The sequence below is a fragment of the Brachybacterium halotolerans subsp. kimchii genome (assembly GCF_020792675.1).
GTDB lineage: Bacteria > Actinomycetota > Actinomycetes > Actinomycetales > Dermabacteraceae > Brachybacterium > Brachybacterium halotolerans.
Genome location: NZ_CP086254.1, coordinates 3,816,882 through 3,836,592 on the forward strand (window position 1 = coordinate 3,816,882; position 19,711 = coordinate 3,836,592).

Below are 19,711 nucleotides of genomic sequence, written 5' to 3' on the forward strand. Positions count from 1 at the left end.
GCCATGACCAGCACCTCCAGCACCTCCAGCAGTCCCGGCGCCCCGCGCGGGGGCGCCGCCGGACCAGCGCTGCGCCTCGACGACCTCGCCAAGGGCCAGGAGCTCGCGCGGCGCGAGTACCCGATCTCGCGCGACACCCTGGTGCGCTACGCGGGCGCCTCGGGCGACTTCAACCCCATCCACTACAACGACGCCTTCGCGACGCAGGTGGGCCTCCCCGGGGTCATCGCCCACGGCATGCTGACGATGGGCACGGCGATGAGCGCCGTGCTGGACGTCGTCGGCGACCCCACGGCCGTGCGCGCGTGCGCGACCCGCTTCACCAAGCCCGTCGAGGTGCCCGCGCTCGAGCCGACCACGCTGAGCGTCGTCGTCACCGTGCGCGGGGTCGACGCGGAGGCCGGCACGGCGGAGCTCGACGTGACCGCCGAGGCCGGCGGCGCGAAGGTGCTCGGCCGCGCCCGGGCGACCGTCGCCCTGGCACTGCGCTCCGCGGACGGCGGGACCGCGGCTGCCCCTTCGGAGCCGACGGCGTGAACCTCTCCGAGCTCACCACGCTGCGCGTGGGCGGGCGCATCCGCACGCTCGTCGAGGCCCGCACCGACCAGGAGGTCATCGACGCCGTTCGCACCGCGGACGACGCGGGGGAGACCCTGCTCGTGCTCGGCGGCGGCTCGAACTTCCTGCCCTCGGACGAGCCCTTCGACGGCACCGTGGTGCTGCTGCGCGATCCCGAGCAGCCGCCGGCCCTCGACGCGACCTGCGACATCGTCCCGTCGGGCGAACCGGACACGACGCCCGCCGACCCTGCGGACCTCACCCCTCTCGAGCCGAGCTGCGGCGGAGCCCTCGCCGAGCACTTCGCGGGGGTGTCCTGGGACCGGGCGGTCGCCTACGCCGTCGCCCGCGGCATGATCGGCATCGAGGCGCTCTCGGGGATCCCCGGCTGCGTGGGCGCCACCCCCATCCAGAACGTCGGCGCCTACGGCCAGGAGGTCGCCGACACGATCACCCGGGTGCGGACCTGGGACCGCGAGGACCGCAGGGTGCGCACCTTCTACGCGGCCGACTGCGGCTTCGGCTACCGCACCTCCGTCTTCAAGCACACCCCGTACGGCGGCCCGGTCGCGTCCCCGACCGGGCGGTACGTGGTGCTCTCGGTGAGCTTCCAGCACCGGGTGGGGGAGATGTCCGAGCCGATCCGCTACGGCCAGCTCGCCCAGCACCTGGGCGTCGAGGCGGGGGACCGGGTGCCCATGGCGCGCGTGCGCGAGGCGGTCCTCGCGATCCGAGCCTCGAAGGGCATGGTCCTGGACGCCGCCGACCACGACACCTGGAGCGCCGGCAGCTTCTTCACCAACCCCCTCCTCGCGCCGGAGCAGGCGGCGACCCTCCCCGAGGAGGCGCCGCGCTTCCCCGCGGAGGGAGGCCGCGTGAAGTCGAGCGCCGCCTGGCTGATCAGCCATGCCGGGTTCGATCGCGGCTTCTCCGTCGGCCCCCGCGCGAGCCTGTCCACCAAGCATTCGCTGGCCCTGACCAACCGGGGCGACGCCCGTGCGGCGGACATCGCCGACCTCGCCCGCGCCGTGCGCGACGGCGTCGAGGACGCCTTCGGGGTGCGGCTCGAGCCCGAGCCCGTCCGCTGGGGAGTGGACATCTGAGGAGGCTCCAGGTCCTCCGCGGCCGCAGTGGACATCCGCCGCGTCGCGGGGCCGCACGCGCCTAGGATGGACGCGCGGTCCCGCGTCGCCCGACGGCCGGCCCCGCACCCCGGCACCCGTCCACGACCCGTCGCCGATCCCCGCGTGCGACACCGCCCAGGAGGCCCAGTGAACGTCCTCGACCAGTCCATCGCCGACCTCGACCCCGACATCGCGCGGGTCCTGGACCGGGAGCTCGACCGCCAGCGCGGTACGCTCGAGATGATCGCCTCGGAGAACTTCGTCCCCCGCGCCGTGCTCCAGGCGCAGGGCTCGGTGCTCACCAACAAGTACGCCGAGGGCTACCCGGGTCGCCGCTACTACGGCGGCTGCGAGGAGGTCGACGTCGCCGAGGAGATCGCGATCGAGCGCGCCAAGAGCCTGTTCGGCGCCGACCACGCGAACGTCCAGCCGCACTCCGGCGCCACCGCGAACGCCGCGGTGATGCACGCCCTCGCGCGTGCTGGCGACACGCTGATGGGACTCTCCCTCGCCCACGGCGGCCACCTCACGCACGGCATGAAGATCAACTTCTCCGGTCGCCTCTACGACATCGCCGCCTACGAGCTGGACCCCGCCACGGGCCGCATCGACATGGACAAGGTGCGCGAGCTCGCCCTGGAGACCCACCCCAAGGTGATCTGCGCCGGCTGGTCGGCCTATCCCCGCCACCTGGACTTCGAGGCCTTCCGCTCGATCGCGGACGAGGTCGGTGCGTCGCTGTGGGTGGACATGGCCCACTTCGCGGGCCTGGTCGCCGCCGACCTGCACCCGAGCCCCGTGCCCTTCGCCGACGTCACCTCGACCACGATCCACAAGACGATCGGCGGCCCCCGCTCCGGCATGATCCTCTCGACCCAGGACTGGGCGAAGAAGATCGACTCCGCCGTGTTCCCCGGCCAGCAGGGCGGCCCGCTCATGCACGTGATCGCCGCGAAGGCCGTCGCCCTCAAGATCGCCGCGGGCGAGGACTTCGTGGACCGCCAGCGCCGCACCCTCGAGGGCGCGCAGATCCTCGCGGACCGTCTGCAGGCGGCCGACGCCGCGGCGGCGGGCGTCAAGGTGCTCTCCGGCGGCACCGACGTGCACCTCGTGCTCGTGGACCTCGTCGACTCCCGGCTCGACGGCCAGCAGGCCGAGGACCGCCTCCACGAGGTCGGCATCACCGTGAACCGCAACGCGGTCCCGAACGACCCGCGCCCGCCGCGCGTGACCTCCGGCCTGCGCATCGGCACCCCGGCGCTCGCCACCCGCGGCTTCGGCAAGGACGAGTTCACCGAGATCGCCGACGTCATCGCCCTGGCGCTCCAGGACGCGCCCGACGTCGAGGCGCTGCGCGCTCGCACCCGCGCGCTCACCGAGAAGAAGCCCCTGTACGCGGGGCTGCAGCAGTACTGAGAGCACGGGACCGCCCGCGGGCAGATGCCGCGGGCGGCCCCGTGATCCCCGCCCCGCACACCAGCAGCCACCGCACGCACCTCCGCGTGCCGCCCCGCATGCCGCCGTGCATGCAGCGAGGAGTCCGCATGACCGCACAGACGCTCGACGGCCGCGCCACGGCCAAGGAGATCACCCAGGAGCTCGCCGAGCGGGTGGCCGCGCTCAGGGAGCGGGGCGTCACCCCGGGGATCGCGACCGTGCTGGTGGGCGATGACCCGGGGTCGAAGCTCTACGTCGGCATGAAGCACCGCCGCTCCGAGGCGATCGGCATGAACTCGATCCAGATCGAGCTTCCCGCGAGCGCCACCCAGGAGGAGGTCGAGCAGATCGTGGACCGCCTGAACGCGGACCCCGAGTGCCACGGCTTCATCGTGCAGCTGCCGCTTCCCGACCATCTCGACACCGACGCGATCCTGGAGCGCATCGACCCCGACAAGGACGCAGACGGCCTGCACCCCACGAACCTGGGGCGCCTGGTGCTCAACGTCAACGCGCCCATCACCTCGCCGCTGCCCTGCACGCCGCGCGCGGCGATCGAGCTCCTGCTGCGCCACGACGTGGACCTCAAGGGCAAGGACGTGGTGGTCGTGGGCCGCGGCGTGACCATCGGACGCTCGATCGGGCTGATCCTCACCCGCCGCGCGATCAACGCGACCGTCACCCTCACCCACACCGGGACCACGGACCTCTCCTCCCACCTGCGTCGGGCCGACGTCATCGTCGCCGCCGCGGGCGTCAAGCACCTCGTGCGCGCCGAGGACGTCAAGCCCGGTGCGGCGGTCCTCGACGTGGGCGTCACCCGCGGGGAGAAGATCCCCGAGACCGGGAAGTACAGGGTGTACGGCGACGTCGCCCCCGACGTCGTCGAGGTCGCGGGGCATCTCTCGCCGAACCCCGGCGGGGTCGGGCCGATGACCGTCGCCCTGCTGATGACCAACGTGGTCGAGGCGGCCGAGCGTGCTGCGGGGATCGCGCCGGAGGGTTGAGCAGGACGGGGCCGAGCTGATCCGGCAAGACGGTGTGCGCACCGCCTGCACGCTCCGACGGGGCGGGTCCATGGGGAGTTCTCCCCATGGACCCGCCCCCTCCGCTCTGCGAGGCTGACCGAGCGCGAGAACGACCCGCGCGAAGCCGAGCGGAGGAGACGTCCTGATGAGCGGTTTCCTGGGCATGGACACCGCGGCCGTCCGTGATCAGGGCAGTCGCACGAGGGACGCCGCAGCCCGGCTCGAGGAGATCCTCCGCGGGATCTCAGCGGCCGTCGCAGACGCCGAGTGGACAGGACCCGATGCCGAGGCCTTCCGCGGGCGATTCTCGACCGACGTCACGGCTGCCGGGGCGCGCGCGTGCTCGGCACTGTCGACGTATGGGCGCGATCTCGCCGAGCAGGCGACGGAGCAGGAGCAGGCCTCGTCCACGGACGACGGCGGACCGGGTCCTCACGCCGGAGCGCCCGCGCCGCCCCATCCCTGGCCGGACGTGCTCACGGCGACGGCCACGGCGAGCGGGACGAGCGATGCCATCGGATGGGGCAAGGATCGCCTCCACGACGCCGGGAACCTCCTGGGCGGGGCGGCGCACACGGCGTCCGACGCTGTCGGAGGCGCCTGGGACGCGGTGAAGCCCGAGTTCAAGACGGTCCAGCCCGTGCGCGAGGACGACATCGACCGCAGCCCGAAAGGGCTCAAGGACCCGCACAGCACCCAGGACCTCCTGGAGAACCTCAGCCGCGCGAGCGCAGGCACCCGTCACACCGACGACCACGCCAACATCACCGTCCAGACGATCCATGGGCCCGACGGCGAAGACCACTACGTGGTCTACGTGCCCGGCTCGAAGGGGCCGATGGCCGCCACGGCCAACCCCCTCCACGAGGGAACCAACAATCCGATGGGCTGGGACCAGAACGGGCCTGCCCTCATGGGCCGGAACACCGATTCAGCCGATGCCGTTCGTGCGGCCATGGCGGCGTACGGCGTGCCGAAGGGCGCGGACGTGACGATGGTGGGTCACTCGCAGGGCGGGATCGCGGCCTCCAACCTCGCTGCGGATCCGCACTTCAACGGCGGCGACGGCTACCACGTCTCGACGGTGGTCACCGCGGGCAGCCCCGTCGAGAACGCACAGGTGCCCCGAGGCACGCAGACCATCAACTTCGACCACCAGGGCTCCTACGGCGTCGGTGACGATCCGGTCCCCAACCTCGATGGCGACCCATCGATCAGCGCGAGGCTCCCCGGTCCCCTGGATCGGGCGTCCAACCGCCACGAAGTGCCGCTGTACGGACGCTCGGAGTACCTCTTCGCCAACCATGGCGCGGACACGTATGCCCAGAGCGTCGGCGACGAGGTCTCACGGCACCCGCACGGTCCCACGGCGCGCTTCGAGCACGATCATCTCGCGAACGTCGTGGGTCCCGGGACGCGCGCCACCGGCGGAGCGGACATCCCCGTCACCCGCCGCTGATCCGGCGGGGCGTCCTCATCGGGATTGTTGACCGACCCTGGTGATCGGCCCGGCTGCCCGGCCCGCAGCATGCCGCAGCATGGATGCATCCGCCCTCTCGTCGCGGCCGTCCCTGTCCGTCCGTCCCGGCTGGAATACTGGCGGACATGACATTCACACTCGCCACCGTCAACGTGAACGGACTGCGCGCCGCGGCCCGCAAGGGCATGGGCGACTGGCTCGCCGAGACCCCCGCGGACGTCGTCACCCTGCAGGAGGTGCGCGCTCCCGAGGAGCTGCTCGCGGACCTCGTGGGGGAGGGCTGGAGGATCGTCGGCCTGCCCTCCGAGCTGAAGGGCCGCGCGGGCGTCGCGATCGCCGCGCGCACCGAGCTCGACAGCATCGACCTCGACGGGGTGCGCGCCGGGCTGCCCGGTCTCACCGAGCCCACCCACACGGGCCGCTGGCTGGAGGCGGACCTCGCCGACCCGCTCGGCGACGGCCGCACCCTCACGGTGATCTCCTGCTACATGCACTCGGGCAACACCGAGAAGCCGCAGACGATGACCGACAAGTACGCCTTCCTCGACGTGATGATGCAGCGGCTCGCGGACCTGCGCTCCGACGGCCGGCACGTCGTCCTCACGGGCGACCTGAACATCGCCCACACCGAGTGGGACATCAAGAACTGGAAGGGCAATCTGAAGTCCGCGGGCTTCCTGCCCGAGGAGCGCGCGTACCTCGACCGCCTGGTCGGCACGGACGGCCCGACGGTCCGGGCCGAGGGCGGCGGCACCGGCGACGGCGCCGACTGGGTCGACGTGCAGCGACGCGTCGTCGGCGAGGGCCCCGGCCCCTACACCTGGTGGTCGCAGCGCGGGAAGGCCTTCGACAACGACTCGGGCTGGAGGATCGACTACCAGCTGGCCGATCCTGACCTCGCCGCCCGGGCGACGAGCGCGCAGGTCGATCGGGCCCCGAGCTACGACACCCGCTGGTCCGACCACGCCCCGCTGGTGATCAGCTTCAGCTGACGGACCGGCCCCGCCGCCGGTCGCCGAGCCGCTGGTCCCCGAGGCCGGCGGACCGCAGCGCAGGCAGGACGCGGAAAAGGGAACGTTCCGTGCCATGGACGCCGGTCCATGGCACGGAACGCTCCCTTCTCCGTGCTGCGCGGCGGCCCGAGGGCCGACGGTGCAGACGCGGCCGCGGGGTCAGACGCGGCCGCGGATGACCGCCTGCTTGACCTCGGCGATCGCCTTGGTGATCTGGATGCCGCGGGGGCACGCCTCGGTGCAGTTGAAGGTGGTGCGGCAGCGCCACACGCCCTCCTTGGAGTTCAGGATCTCCAGGCGCTGCTCGCCCGCATCGTCGCGCGAGTCGAAGATGAAGCGGTGCGCGTTCACGATCGCGGCCGGACCGAAGTACTGGCCGTCGGTCCAGAAGATCGGGCACGACGAGGTGCACGCGGCGCACAGGATGCACTTGGTGGTGTCGTCGAAGACCTCGCGCTGCTCGGCGCTCTGGAGGCGCTCGCGGCTGGGCTCCTGGCCCTCGGCCACGAGGAACGGCATGACCTCGCGGTAGGCGTCGAAGAAGGGCTCCATGTCGACGATGAGGTCCTTCTCGACCGGGAGGCCCTTGATCGGCTCGACCGTGATGGGCTTGGAGATGTCCAGGTCCTTCAGCAGGGTCTTGCAGGCCAGGCGGTTGCGGCCGTTGATGCGCATGGCGTCGGAGCCGCACACGCCGTGCGCGCACGAGCGGCGGAAGGTCAGCGACCCGTCCAGGTGCCACTTCACCTCGTGGAGCGCGTCCAGGACACGGTCGGTGCCGTGCATGATGACGGTGAACTCCTGCCAGTAGGGCTTGGGCTTGCCCTCGGCGTCGGGGTTGAACCGGTTGATCTTGAGCGTGACCTCGAAGGAGGGGATCTCCTGGGCCTGCGGCTCGGCGTCGGTCCTCTCTGCGACAGCAGTCATCAGAACGTGCGCTCCTTCGGCTCGTAGCGGGTGATGATGACTTCCTTGGTGCCGAGCACGATGTCCGTGCCCTCCAGGCCCTCGCCGTCGAGCGTCTTGTAGGCCATGGTGTGCGTGAGGAAGTTGACGTCGTCGCGCTTCGGGAAGTCCTCGCGGAAGTGGCCCCCGCGGGACTCCTTGCGCTCGAGGGCGCCGAGGGCGACGACCTCCGCGAGCTCGAGGAGGAAGCCCAGCTCGACGGCCTCGAGGAGGTCGAGGTTGTAGCGCAGGCCCTTGTCCTGCACGGCCACGGTCTCGTAGCGCTTCTTGAGCTCGGTGATGTCCGACAGGGCCTTGCGGCAGGTCTCGTCGGTGCGGAACACCTGGACGTTGGCGTCCATGGTCTCCTGCAGGTCCTTGCGGATGTCGGCCACGCGGTCCTCGGTGGCGGGACGGTCGCGCAGGCGCTGCAGCAGCTCGACGACGGGGGACTCGACGCCCTCGGGCAGCTCGGCGAGCTCGACCTGCTGGGCGTGCTCGGCGGCGGCGACGCCCGCGCGCTTGCCGAAGACGTTGATGTCCAGCAGCGAGTTCGTGCCCAGACGGTTGCCGCCGTGCACGGAGACGCAGGCGACCTCGCCTGCCGCGTACATCCCGGGGATCACGTCGTGCTCGTTGCGCAGCACCTCGCCCATGATGTTCGTCGGGATGCCGCCCATGCCGTAGTGGGCCGTCGGGAAGACGGGCACCGGCTCCGTGTAGGGCTCGACGCCCAGGTAGGTGCGCGCGAACTCGGTGATGTCCGGGAGCTTCGCGTCGATGTGCGCGGGCTCGAGGTGCGTGAGGTCCAGCAGCACGTAGTCCTTGTTCGGACCGCAGCCGCGGCCCTCACGGACCTCGTTGGCCATCGCGCGGGCGACGACGTCGCGGGGGGCGAGGTCCTTCAGCGTCGGCGCGTAGGTCTCCATGAACCGCTCCATGTTGGAGTTGCGCAGGATGCCGCCCTCGCCGCGGGCCGCCTCGGAGAGCAGGATGCCCAGACCCGCGAGACCCGTCGGATGGAACTGGAAGAACTCCATGTCCTCGAGCGGGATGCCGCGGTTCAGCGCCATCGCCGGGCCGTCGCCCGTGAGGGTGTGGGCGTTCGAGGTGGTCTTGAACATCTTGCCGAAGCCGCCGGTCGCGAACACGACCGACTTGGCGCGGAAGATGTGGATCTCGCCGGTCGCGAGCTCGTAGGCCACGATGCCGGCGGCGCGGACGTTCTCGTCGTTCCGGGGATCGCCCGTGAGCAGCACGTCCAGCGCGTAGTACTCGTTGAAGAACTCCACGTGCTGCTTGACGCAGTTCTGGTAGAGGGTCTGCAGGATCATGTGGCCGGTGCGGTCCGCCGCGTAGCAGGAGCGGCGCACGGGCGCCTCACCGTGCTCGCGGGTGTGACCGCCGAAGCGGCGCTGGTCGATGCGGCCCTCGGGCGTGCGGTTGAAGGGCAGGCCCATCTTCTCGAGGTCGAGCACCGCGTCGATGGCCTCCTTGGCCATGACCTCGGCGGCGTCCTGGTCCACCAGGTAGTCGCCGCCCTTGACGGTGTCGTAGGTGTGCCACTCCCAGTTGTCCTCCTCGACGTTCGCGAGGGCGGCGCACATGCCGCCCTGGGCGGCGCCGGTGTGGGAGCGGGTGGGGTAGAGCTTCGTGATCACGGCGGTGCGTGCGCGGGGGCCCGACTCGAGGGCCGCGCGCATTCCCGCGCCGCCGGCGCCGACGATGACCACGTCGTAGGTGTGGATCTGCATGTCAGGGGGTCTCCAGGATCACTCGGAGCAGATGGAGGGCAGGAGCGAGGGGTCGGCGCCCGCGGGGCACGGCGAGAAGGTGAAGATCACCAGGGTGCCGAGCACGACGGTCACGACCACGGCGACGTACAGCAGGACCTTCAGGACCAGGCGCAGCGTCGAGGAGCGCGCGTAGTCGTTGATGATCGTGCGCACGCCGTTGCCGCCGTGGAACATGCCCAGCCACAGCATGAGCAGGTCCCAGGTCTGCCAGAACGGGTTGGCCCACTTGCCCGAGACGAAGGCGAAGTCGATGCGCTGCACGCCCTCGCCCAGCCACAGGTTCACGAACAGGTGGCCGAACACGAGGATCACGAGGATCGCGCCGGAGAAGCGCATGAACAGCCACGAGAGCATCTCGGCGTTCACGCCGCGCCGGCCGGTGCGCGCGTAGCGCGTGCGGGGCTCGGGGATCTTGGTCGCGGTCATCAGGTCACCACCATCCGAACATGTGGCCCAGCTGGCGGGGCACGAAGCCGATCATGAGCAGCACCCACACCACGACGACGCCCCAGAACAGGGCGCGCTGGCGGCGGGCGCCCTGGGACCAGAAGTCCACGAGGATCACCCGGATGCCGTTGAGGGCGTGGAAGCAGATCGCGGCCACGAGGCCGATCTCTCCGAGCCCGAACACGATCGTCTTGTAGTGCCCGATCACCTCGTTGTAGGCCTCGGGGGACACGCGCACCAGGGCGGTGTCCATGACGTGCACGATCAGGAACAGGAAGATGAGCATTCCCGAGATGCGGTGCGCGACCCAGGACCACATGCCCTCGCCGCCGCGATAGAGCGTCCCGGCCTCTGCTGATGCCACGGATTCCTCCGACTTGTACTGGTGTGTGCCGGGCGGCTCCGACCTGCGCAGTCCAGGTGGGGCCTCGGTGCCCACGGGCCAGCGCCCGTGACCACGACGACGTCCTCATCGTGCCCGGCGTGGGGCTCTGCCACAGTAGCACCGCCGCAGGTCGCGACGGGGACGGCCGACACCCCGGATACCCTGGGCGCCATGCCGAGCGCCGTATCCCACGACGACCCGCTGACAGCGCCCCGAGAGGTTCCTGACCAGGTGTCAGGACACGACCCGGAGCGGACGGCGGCCCCTGTGCGTCCTTTCGTCCCCGTGGTCCCCGCCGGGGGCGCGGGTACACGCCTGTGGCCACTCTCACGCGCCGACCGGCCGAAGTTCCTCCTGGACCCGCTGGGGCAGGGGCGCTCGCTGCTGCAGGCCACGCTCGCCCGCGTCGAGCCCTCGGCCGATCGACCCGCGATCGTGGTCACCGGCGCCCGGCACGCGCAGGCCGTCGCCGCGCAGCTCGGGTCCCGGGTCGCCGGCGCGGAGGGGGCCGTCGGGGCCGGTTCCGACGCGAGGCCGCGCATCCTGCGCGAACCCTCGCCGCGCAACTCGATGCCCGCGATCGCCCTCGCCGCCGCTCTCGCCGAGGCCGAGGACCCCGACGCCGTGATCGGCTCCTTCCCGGCGGACCACCTGGTGGGGGACGAGGCCGCGCTCACCCGCGCGATCGCCGCGGCCCGCGCCGCCGCCGCCCGCGGGTACCTCGTGACCATCGGCATCGAGCCCACCCGCGCCGCCACGGGGTTCGGCTACATCGAGAGGGCCGACGAGGCACCGGACGCCGGCGGACCGCTCGCCCAGCCCCTCCCGTCCCTCGCCGGCACGGGCGCGCAGCGGGTCGCGAGCTTCGTCGAGAAGCCCGACGCCGAGCGCGCGGCCCGCTATCTCGCCGGAGGTCGTCACCTCTGGAACGCGGGCATCTTCGTCGCGGGCGCCCGCGAGCTGCTCGACGCCCTCGCCGCGCAGATCCCGCCCCTCGCCGCAGGGGTGCGCAGGATCGCCGCCGCTCGGGTCCGCGACGAGCCGCGCGAGCACCCGGGCGACCGGGATGGCGACCAGGTCGCCGACCGGGCTGCCGACCGGGCTGCCGACAGGGTGCTCGAGGAGGTGTGGCCGACCCTCACGAGCATCGCGATCGACCACGCGCTGGCCGAGCCGCTGGCCGCGCAGGGGAGGGTCGCCGTCGTCCCCGCGGACCTCGACTGGGACGACGTCGGCGACTTCGCGGCGCTCGCTCGGCAGCTGCGCCGGACAGGGGACGCGGAGGGACGCGACGTGGTCGTCGTCGGCGGCGCCCGGACGGTCGATCGGGACGCGCACGCCACGGTGTACGGTTCGTCGCAGCGTCCGATCGCACTGGTCGGCGTGGACGGTCTGAGCGTCGTCGAGACCGATGACGTGCTCCTGATCGCCGCCGACTCCGGTGCCCGCGACCTCGCCGAGCTCGTCGCCGGGCTCGAGGACGAGGGCCTCGCGGATCTGCGCTGAGGCGGACGGACGGCGCGTTCGACGCGCAGTGGACGAGGGGAAGGGCGGACGAGGTCGTGGACAGCGGTGTCGAGGAGCAGGTGCGCACGATGCTGGGGGAGGACGGACTGATCCGTCGGACCCTCGTCGAGCGCGGTGACGAGCTGCGGGAGGTGCGGCGGCATCTGCACCGCCACCCCGAGCTGAGCCACGAGGAGCACGCGACGACCGACGTCATCGCCGCGCATCTCAGCGACCTCGGACTCGCGCCCGTGCGCATGCCCCGCACCGGGCTGATCTGCGACATCCCGGGCTCCGATCCCGACCTCGCCCCGATCGCGCTGCGCGCGGACATGGACGCCCTGGGCATCCCCGAGCTCACGAGCGTGCACTACCGCTCCGAGGTCGAGGGCGTCTCCCACGCCTGCGGCCACGACGTCCACATGAGCGCCGTGCTCGGCGCCGCCATGGCCCTCGTGAGGGTCGCCGACGCCGGGGCGCTGCGCCGCACCGTGCGCCTGGTCTACCAGCCCTCCGAGGAGCGCCACCCCTGCGGCGCGCTCGAGCTCATCGGCGAGGGCGTCGTCGACGGCATCGACTCGATCTTCGCGCTGCACTGCGACCCGGGCGTCGACGTCGGGCACGTGGGCCTCAAGCCCGGCCCGATCACCTCGGCCACCGATCCCGTGCGCATCGAGGTGCGCGGCGCCGGCGGCCACACCTCCCGGCCCCACCTCACCCAGGACCTCATTTACGCGCTCGGGCAGATCGTCACCCAGGTGCCCGCGGCCTTCAGCCGGCGGATGGACCCGCGCAGCGGCGTGAACCTCACCTGGGGGTCGATCCACGCTGGCTCCGCGTTCAACGCGATCCCCTCCTCGGGCGTCCTCGAGGGGACGCTGCGCTGCCTCGACCACGATGCCTGGGACCGTGCCGAGGAGCTGCTCGAGGAGCTCCTGGGCGAGATCGCCCGCATGTGGGGCGTGACCGTGACCGTCCAGCACGATCGCGGCGTCCCGCCCGTCTCCAACGACCCGCTCAGCGTGCGCTTCCTCGAGGAGGCCGTGGTGCGCGTGCGCGGCCGCGACCAGCTCGACACCGCCCGCCAGTCGCTCGGCGGGGAGGACTTCGCCTGGTATCTCGAGAAGGTGCCGGGCGCCCTCGCGCGCCTGGGGACGCGCACCCCGGGCGGGCGCACCTACGACCTGCACATGGGCGACTTCACGGTCGACGAGCGGGCGATCACGATCGGTGCGGACGTGCTCGCCCACGTCTGCCTGCTGCGGGACGCGCCGCTCGCCTGAGACCCCCGCAGTGCTCCTGCTGCGACCCGCGCTGCGAACCCCGCCGGGGCCCGCTGCGCACCCCGCGGGGACCCCTGCCCGCCTCACCCCGCGGACGCGGGATGCGCGCACGGGCACGGTCTGATAACGGTTCGGGCACAGGCGACGGATCGGGCATCGTGTGATGCAGGCGACGGCTACTGTGAACGCCGTGCGTCCCGGACGTGGACGATCGGGGCACGGGAGCTTCCCCCATCCCTCTCCCGGCGGCCCGCGAGCGATCGCCCGCGCTCGGGCCACCCCGCTCCTCATCCCTCGTCGCAGCGCACCGCAGCAGTGCACCACCGCGTCGCAGCATCGGCGACATCCCTTCCGCCCGAACCTCCGGAGGACCCGTTGAAGAACCTGTCCCGCTCCCTCGCCCTTCTCGGCGTCAGCGCCCTCGCCCTCGCCGCCTGCGGCAGCGCTCCCGAGGAGGCATCCTCGGGCAGCGACGGCGGCGGCAAGGCCGCCTCCTCCGACTTCAAGGCCTGCATGGTCTCCGACTCCGGCGGCTTCGAGGACAAGTCGTTCAACGAGTCCGGGTACAACGGCCTGAAGACGGCCGAGTCCGATCTGAAGATCCAGACGCAGACCGCCGAGTCCACCGATCCCTCGCAGTTCTCGACGAACATCGACAACCTGGTCACGGGCGACTGCAACCTCATCTTCACCGTCGGCTTCCTGCTCGCCCCCGCGACCGGCACCGCCGCGAAGGCGAACTCCGACGTCGAGTTCGCGATCATCGACTCGACCGCGCAGGACGAGGACGGCAAGGCCATCGAGGTCGACAACGTCAAGCCGCTCTCCTTCGACACGGCCCAGGCCGCCTACCTCGCCGGCTACGTCGCCGCGGGCACCTCGGAGACCGGCACGGTCGCGACCTACGGCGGCATGCAGATCCCGACCGTCACCATCTTCATGGACGGCTTCGCCGACGGCGTCGCCAAGTACAACGAGGTCCACAAGAAGGACGTCAAGCTGCTGGGCTGGGACAAGAAGACCCAGAAGGGCTCCTTCACCGGCAACTTCGAGGACCAGTCCAAGGGCAAGGCCCTCTCCGACAGCTTCTACTCCCAGGGCGCCGACATCGTCATGCCCGTCGCCGGGCCCGTCGGCTCCGGCACCCTGGCCTCCGCCAAGGAGGGCAAGGACCGCTACGTCATCTGGGTCGACTCCGACGGCTACGAGTCCGTGACCGACGGTGACGCCAAGAAGCTCATCCTCACTTCGGTCCAGAAGGGCATCGGGAACTCCGTCGAGGACGTCACGAAGGCCGCGGCCGGAGGGAAGTTCGAGAACGAGCCGTACGTCGGCACCCTCGAGAACGGCGGCGTGGACCTCGCGCCGTACCACGAGCTCGATTCCAAGGTCCCCGCCGACCTCAAGAAGGAGGTCGACGGGCTCAAGCAGGACATCATCGACGGGAAGATCACCGTCGAGTCCGCCGCCTCGCCCCAGAACCTCGGCTGATCCCTCCGGCGGGCCGATGCCCGCCGACCCCGACGGCCCCGGATCCCGGGGGCGCGACCGCTCGGTCCGCCCCGGAGCCCCGGGGCCGTCGGCCCGCCGTCGGACCCCTCCGCCGGCATCCCCGCCGACGGACCGCCCGTCGACCCCGCGCCGCCGGAGCCCGTCGGCCCGACCCAGCCCCGTCCTGAGGAGGAGAGCCGGCGTGAAGCTCGAGCTCAGAGGGATCACGAAGGTCTTCGGCACCTTCGTGGCCAACGATTCGATCGACCTCGTGGTCGAGCCCGGCCAGATCCACAGCCTGCTGGGGGAGAACGGCGCCGGGAAGTCCACGCTCATGAACGTGCTGTACGGGCTCTACCGGCCCGACGGCGGCCAGATCCTGCTGGACGAGCAGCCGGTGCGCTTCGGCGGGCCCGGCGATGCGATGCGCGCCGGCATCGGCATGGTCCACCAGCACTTCATGCTCGTGCCGCCCTTCACCGTCGCCGAGAACGTGGTGCTCGGCCACGAGCCGACCTCCGGGGGCCTGCTCGACCTCGCGAGCGCGCGCCGCACGGTCCGCGAGATCTCCTCCCGCTTCGGCTTCGACCTGGACCCCGACGCCGTCGTCGAGGACCTGCCCGTCGGCGCCCAGCAGCGCGTCGAGATCATCAAGGCGCTCTCGCGCCGCGCCGAGATCCTCGTGCTCGACGAGCCCACCGCCGTGCTCACCCCGCACGAGACCGACGAGCTCATGGACATCATGCGCCAGCTGCGCGACGAGGGCACCTCGATCGTGTTCATCACCCACAAGCTGCGCGAGGTCAAGGCCGTCTCCGACACGATCACCGTGATCCGCCGCGGGAAGGTCGTGGGCACCGCAGACCCCGCGACGGACCAGACCGAGCTCGCCTCCCTCATGGTGGGCCGCGCCGTCGAGCTCAGCCTCCAGAAGGAGGCGGCCGAGCCCGGGGAGACGGCCCTGTCCGTCCGCGGCCTAGGCGTCACCGATCCCTCGGGCGTCACCGTGCTGGACGACGTCGACCTCGACGTCGCCGCCGGCGAGGTGCTCGGCATCGCGGGCGTTCAGGGCAACGGCCAGACGGAGCTCACCGAGGCGCTGCTGGGCCTGCAGAAGGAGCTGCGCGGCTCCGTGCGCCTGGACGGGAAGGAGCTCGTGGGGCGCTCGACCCGCGAGATCCTCGACGCGGGCGTGGGCTTCGTCCCCGAGGACCGCACCCACGACGCCCTCGTCGCCGACTTCTCCGTCGCCGAGAACCTCGTGCTCGACCAGCACCATCGCGCCCCCTACGGCACGGGACCCGTGCTGCACCCCCGCGCGGTCCGCGAGAGGGCGGTGCGCGACGTCGCCGAGTACGACGTGCGCACCGGCTCGATCGACGACCCGGTCTCCACGCTCTCGGGCGGCAACCAGCAGAAGGTCGTGATGGCCCGTGCGCTCGGGCGCGACCTCTCGCTGTTCATCGCCTCCCAGCCCACCCGCGGCGTCGACGTCGGCTCCATCGAGTTCCTGCACCGGCGGATCATCGCCGAGCGCGACAAGGGCACCCCCGTCATCATCGTCTCCACCGAGCTCGACGAGGTCATCCAGCTCGCCGACCGCATCGCCGTGATGTACCGCGGCGGGATCCTGGGCGTCGTCCCGGCCGACGAGGACCGCGACGTCCTCGGCCTGATGATGGCCGGCTACACCGTCGAGGCGGCGCGCGAGGCCGTCGCCGCCGGCGCCCGCACCACCGACTCCCAGCTCGTGGACGAAGGAGAGATCGCATGAGCGCGAGCATCGACGGCGAGGTCCGCCCGGTCGCCCCCGGCACCGCGGTCCAGCCCGGCGACCCCGGCACCACGAGCGAGACCGGAGGGCCGGGGGACTCCTCGCGCCCGACGTCCGTCGCGGGCCTCGCCCAGCGCCTGGCGCGCGGCAACGTGGTCGTGGTCGTGGGCGCCTTCGTCTTCGCCTTCATCATCGGCTCGGTGCTGATCCTCGTCTCCGACGCGCAGGTCCGCACCGCCCTCGGCTACTTCTTCGCGCGCCCCGCCGACACCTTCAGCGCCGGCTGGAGCGCGATCTCGGAGGCGTACGCGGCGATGTTCCGCGGATCGATCTTCGACTACCGGGCCTTCGGCAAGGTCGCCGACGACCTCCGCGCGCGGGGAGGCTCGGGCACCTACGTCCTGCTGCCCGCCCTCGCGCGCGGCTTCAAGCCGCTGCTGGAGACCCTCACGGTCGCGACCCCGCTGATCATCGCCTCGGTCGGCATGGCCGTCTCCTTCCGCTCGGGCCTGTTCAACATCGGCGGCACCGGCCAGCTGATCGTGGGCGCGTCGGCCGCCGGGTACGTCGGCTTCGCCGTGCCGATGCCGCCGGTCATCCACCTGATCGTCTGCCTCGTGGTCGGCATCGTCGCGGGCGGCGTCTACGGCGGAATCGCCGGATACCTCAAGGCCCGTTTCGGGTCGAGCGAGGTGATCTCCACGATCATGCTCAACTGGATCGCGACCTACGGGCTGGCATTCGCCCTGACCACCTCGGCCTTCACGGGCTCGAACAAGGCACAGCCCACCTCGCCCTCCGTGCTCTCGAGCGCCCGCCTCCCGCTGCTCGCGGGCGAGGGGTACCGCCTGCACCTCGGGCTGCTCATCGCGCTCGCCTCGATCGTGTTCCTGTGGTGGCTGATGAGCCGCTCGACCATCGGCTTCCGCTTCCGCGCCGTGGGATCGAACCCGCGCGCGGCCGAGGTCGCCGGCATCGACGTGGGCCGCAGCGCGATCGGCGTCATGTTCGTCGCGGGAGCGCTCGTGGGCCTCGCCGGCGCCGTGCACGTGCTGGGCACCGAGCACCGCCTCACCGGGTCGATCGCCGGATCCATCGGCTTCGACGCGATCACCGTGGCGCTGCTGGGCCGCTCCGGACCGATCGGCATCCTGCTCGCCGGCATCCTGTTCGCCGCGCTCTCCACCGGCGGGCGCTTCATGGAGACCTCGCAGGGCGTGCCGATCGACCTCGTCCAGGTGATCCAGGCGCTCGTGGTGCTGTTCATCGCCGCGCCGCCGCTCGTGCGCTTCCTGCTGGGTCTGCGCCGCGTCGACCAGCCCGGCAGGGCTCGTCGGGTGCGCCGCGCGAAGCCCGCCGGCGAGGCGCGGCCGGGCACCGATGTGGAGACGCCTGGTGCTGACGCGCCCGACGGCACTCCCGACGGCACCGCCTCCGAGGCCCCGTCCTCCTCCGGGGACCACCCGGACCCGGATCCGGGCGGGCCCCCGGCATCGGCCGGACCCCCGGCATCGTCCCGACCGGACCCGGACGCATCAGACGCAGAGAACACGACGGGAGGCCAGGAGCGATGACCGCCCTCGACCAGTCCAGCCCCGCAGCCGCGCCCACGCCCGAGCCCTCCCGTGCGGGCGCATCCGGCGGCGCCGGCGAGCGCCCCCGGCGCTGGTGGCTGCTGCCCACCGTGCTCACCGCGCTCGCCCTGATCGCCGTGCTCGTCTTCGGCCTGCTCGCCCCCTCGGGCGTCCAGACCGCCTACCGGATCGCCGCGCCCGGCGACCTCAACCCCGGCGGGATCATCCCCGGCGACGTCCCCGTGCCCACGAAGGTCGCCGCGATCGTGCTGGCCGTGCTCGCGCTCGCCGTCGCCGTCTACCTGTGGGTGCGCGCCGCCCGGGGCGCCATGCCCCGCGGGCGGGCCCGCGTCGCCGTGATCGTCGGCTTCGGCGTGCTGTGGGTGCTGTCGTTCCTCACCTGGGCGTTCAAGGGCGCCACCGTGGATCTGGGCGCCCTGCTGCAGACCATGATGCTGCTCGCCGTGCCGCTCGCCTTCGGCGCGCTCTCGGGCGTGCTCTCCGAGCGGGCGGGCGTCATCAACATCGCCATCGAGGGCCAGCTGCTGTTCGGCGCCTTCGGGGCGGTGCTCGTCGGCTCCGTGACCGGCAGCGCCTGGGCGGGGCTCGTCGCCGCGCCGATCATGGCGCTCGTGATCGGCGCCCTGCTCGCCCTGTTCGCGATCGGCTACCAGGTCCAGCAGATCATCGTGGGCGTGGTCCTCAACGTCTTCGCGATCGGGCTGACCAGCTTCTTCTTCGGCACCGTGATGAAGCAGAACCCCGGCATGTTCAACCAGCCGCTGCGCCTGCTCACGATCCGCATCCCTCTGCTCGCGGACATCCCGATCATCGGCCGCGTGCTGTTCGAGCAGACCGTGCTGGTCTACCTCATGTGGATCATCGTCGCCGTGCTCACCGTCGCCCTGTTCCGCACCCGCTGGGGCCTGCGCGTGCGCGCCGTCGGCGAGCACCCGCGGGCCGCGGACACCGTGGGCATCGACGTGAGCCGCACCCGCTGGTCCAACGTGCTGCTGGGATCGGCCGTCGCCGGGCTGGGCGGCGCGACCCTCACGATCGGCACCGGCGTCGCCTTCGGCGAGGAGATGAGCGCCGGCAAGGGGTACATCGCGCTCGCCGCCATGATCCTGGGCCGCTACCACCCGGTGGGCGCGCTGCTCGCGGCGCTGCTCTTCGCCTTCGCGGACGCCCTGCAGCTGAACCTGTCCTCCCTGCCCTCGGGAACGGGCGCCGGGATCCCGAGCCAGTTCCTGCTGATGCTCCCGTACATCGTCACCCTGTTCGCGGTCGCGGGAGTGGTGGGGCGCGTGCGCGTCCCCGCCGCCGACGGCGTCCCCTACGTGAAACAGTGAGCGCATGACGAGCGAGCAGCAGGCGAGCGAGCGGACGACGAGGGCGCGCACGGACGCCGAGCGCACCGGCGACGGGACCGCGGACTTCGACGAGCTGGTCGAGGCCGCGCGCGCCGTCGCCCAGCGCGCCTACGCCCCGTACTCCCGCTACCGGGTCGGGGCCGCGGCCACGACGGACGACGGCCGCGTGGTCACGGGCTGCAACGTCGAGAACGCCGGCTACGGCGTCACCCTGTGCGCCGAGTGCGGCATGGTCAGCGACCTCGTCGCCGGCGGAGGCGGGACGCTGCGGCGCTTCGTGTGCGTGGGCGGGGACGAGCACGTCGCAGCCGGCGACCGCGAGGTCGTCATGCCCTGCGGCCGCTGCCGCCAGCTGCTCTCCGAGCACGCGGGCCCGCAGTTCCGCATGCTCTCCCCGCACGGGGTGCTCGACCTCGAGGGACTGCTCCCGCAGGCCTTCGGCCCCGCCGACCTCGCGGGATGATCGAGGGACCCGTCGGGCACGCCCCGTCGACCCC

At 72.0% G+C, this 19,711-nt stretch carries 17 protein-coding genes; 13 read left to right on the forward strand and 4 right to left on the reverse strand.

Annotated features, from left to right (window positions below; genetic code table 11):
• Nucleotides 1-3: 3 nt before the first annotated feature.
• The 6 genes from Bra3105_RS17045 to Bra3105_RS17070 all read left to right on the forward strand — a co-directional run bounded on the left by Bra3105_RS17045 (nt 4) and on the right by Bra3105_RS17070 (nt 6,619).
• Nucleotides 4-537: a MaoC/PaaZ C-terminal domain-containing protein gene (locus Bra3105_RS17045; RefSeq protein ID WP_228357862.1), complete on the forward strand. Its 534-nt coding sequence runs from the start codon at nt 4-6 to the stop codon at nt 535-537.
• Complete coding sequence (locus Bra3105_RS17050) at nt 534-1,661, forward strand: UDP-N-acetylmuramate dehydrogenase (RefSeq protein WP_228357863.1); 1,128 nt, start codon at nt 534-536, stop codon at nt 1,659-1,661. The genes Bra3105_RS17045 and Bra3105_RS17050 overlap by 4 nt, the downstream gene beginning before the upstream one ends.
• 168 nt (nt 1,662-1,829) lie before the next feature.
• A complete protein-coding gene (glyA, locus tag Bra3105_RS17055; protein WP_228357864.1) occupies nt 1,830-3,098 on the forward strand; it encodes a serine hydroxymethyltransferase in 1,269 nt (422 codons plus the stop codon).
• Between the two features lie 128 nt (nt 3,099-3,226).
• On the forward strand, nt 3,227-4,126 hold the full coding sequence (locus Bra3105_RS17060; protein WP_228357865.1) for a bifunctional methylenetetrahydrofolate dehydrogenase/methenyltetrahydrofolate cyclohydrolase: 900 nt from the start codon (nt 3,227-3,229) through the stop codon (nt 4,124-4,126).
• Nucleotides 4,127-4,292: 166 nt separating this feature from the next.
• Nucleotides 4,293-5,606 (forward strand): WXG100 family type VII secretion target, encoded by a 1,314-nt coding sequence (locus tag Bra3105_RS17065; protein WP_228357866.1) that lies wholly within the window; start codon nt 4,293-4,295, stop codon nt 5,604-5,606.
• Nucleotides 5,607-5,752: 146 nt separating this feature from the next.
• Nucleotides 5,753-6,619 (forward strand): exodeoxyribonuclease III, encoded by an 867-nt coding sequence (locus tag Bra3105_RS17070; protein WP_228357867.1) that lies wholly within the window; start codon nt 5,753-5,755, stop codon nt 6,617-6,619.
• Nucleotides 6,620-6,799: 180 nt separating this feature from the next.
• On the opposite strand, the gene Bra3105_RS17075 is transcribed toward Bra3105_RS17070, so the two are convergent.
• The 4 genes from Bra3105_RS17075 to sdhC are packed head-to-tail and all read right to left on the reverse strand — an operon-like array spanning nt 6,800 to nt 10,192.
• Nucleotides 6,800-7,567: a succinate dehydrogenase iron-sulfur subunit gene (locus tag Bra3105_RS17075; protein ID WP_228357868.1), complete on the reverse strand. Its 768-nt coding sequence runs from the start codon at nt 7,565-7,567 to the stop codon at nt 6,800-6,802.
• Nucleotides 7,567-9,339: a succinate dehydrogenase flavoprotein subunit gene (gene sdhA, locus Bra3105_RS17080; protein ID WP_228357869.1), complete on the reverse strand. Its 1,773-nt coding sequence runs from the start codon at nt 9,337-9,339 to the stop codon at nt 7,567-7,569. The genes Bra3105_RS17075 and sdhA overlap by 1 nt, the downstream gene beginning before the upstream one ends.
• Before the next feature lie 18 nt (nt 9,340-9,357).
• On the reverse strand, nt 9,358-9,807 hold the full coding sequence (locus Bra3105_RS17085) for a succinate dehydrogenase hydrophobic membrane anchor subunit (protein ID WP_152354435.1): 450 nt from the start codon (nt 9,805-9,807) through the stop codon (nt 9,358-9,360).
• A gap of 4 nt (nt 9,808-9,811) precedes the next feature.
• Nucleotides 9,812-10,192, reverse strand: a complete 381-nt coding sequence (sdhC, locus tag Bra3105_RS17090; protein ID WP_152354434.1) for a succinate dehydrogenase, cytochrome b556 subunit — start codon at nt 10,190-10,192, stop codon at nt 9,812-9,814.
• 306 nt (nt 10,193-10,498) lie between these two features.
• On the opposite strand from sdhC, the gene Bra3105_RS17095 reads away from it, so the two are divergent.
• The 7 genes from Bra3105_RS17095 (at nt 10,499) to Bra3105_RS17125 (ending at nt 19,677) form a co-directional block, all read left to right on the forward strand.
• The gene (locus Bra3105_RS17095) at nt 10,499-11,719 is read left to right on the forward strand and encodes a mannose-1-phosphate guanylyltransferase (RefSeq protein ID WP_267061932.1); all 1,221 of its coding nucleotides are present in this window, start codon (nt 10,499-10,501) and stop codon (nt 11,717-11,719) included.
• Between the two features lie 56 nt (nt 11,720-11,775).
• Complete coding sequence (locus tag Bra3105_RS17100; protein WP_228357871.1) at nt 11,776-13,002, forward strand: amidohydrolase; 1,227 nt, start codon at nt 11,776-11,778, stop codon at nt 13,000-13,002.
• A 375-nt stretch (nt 13,003-13,377) separates the two neighbouring features.
• A complete protein-coding gene (locus Bra3105_RS17105; protein ID WP_228357872.1) occupies nt 13,378-14,493 on the forward strand; it encodes a BMP family lipoprotein in 1,116 nt (371 codons plus the stop codon).
• Nucleotides 14,494-14,695: 202 nt separating this feature from the next.
• Nucleotides 14,696-16,267 (forward strand): ABC transporter ATP-binding protein, encoded by a 1,572-nt coding sequence (locus Bra3105_RS17110; RefSeq protein WP_228357873.1) that lies wholly within the window; start codon nt 14,696-14,698, stop codon nt 16,265-16,267.
• Nucleotides 16,264-17,841, forward strand: coding sequence for an ABC transporter permease (locus Bra3105_RS17115; RefSeq protein ID WP_228357874.1), 1,578 nt, complete (start codon nt 16,264-16,266; stop codon nt 17,839-17,841). The genes Bra3105_RS17110 and Bra3105_RS17115 overlap by 4 nt, the downstream gene beginning before the upstream one ends.
• On the forward strand, nt 17,838-19,193 hold the full coding sequence (locus Bra3105_RS17120; RefSeq protein WP_228357875.1) for an ABC transporter permease: 1,356 nt from the start codon (nt 17,838-17,840) through the stop codon (nt 19,191-19,193). The genes Bra3105_RS17115 and Bra3105_RS17120 overlap by 4 nt, the downstream gene beginning before the upstream one ends.
• A 4-nt stretch (nt 19,194-19,197) precedes the next feature.
• Nucleotides 19,198-19,677 carry a cytidine deaminase gene (locus Bra3105_RS17125; RefSeq protein WP_228357876.1) on the forward strand — a complete coding sequence of 160 codons (480 nt, stop codon included), beginning with the start codon at nt 19,198-19,200 and terminating at the stop codon, nt 19,675-19,677.
• Nucleotides 19,678-19,711: the final 34 nt, after the last annotated feature.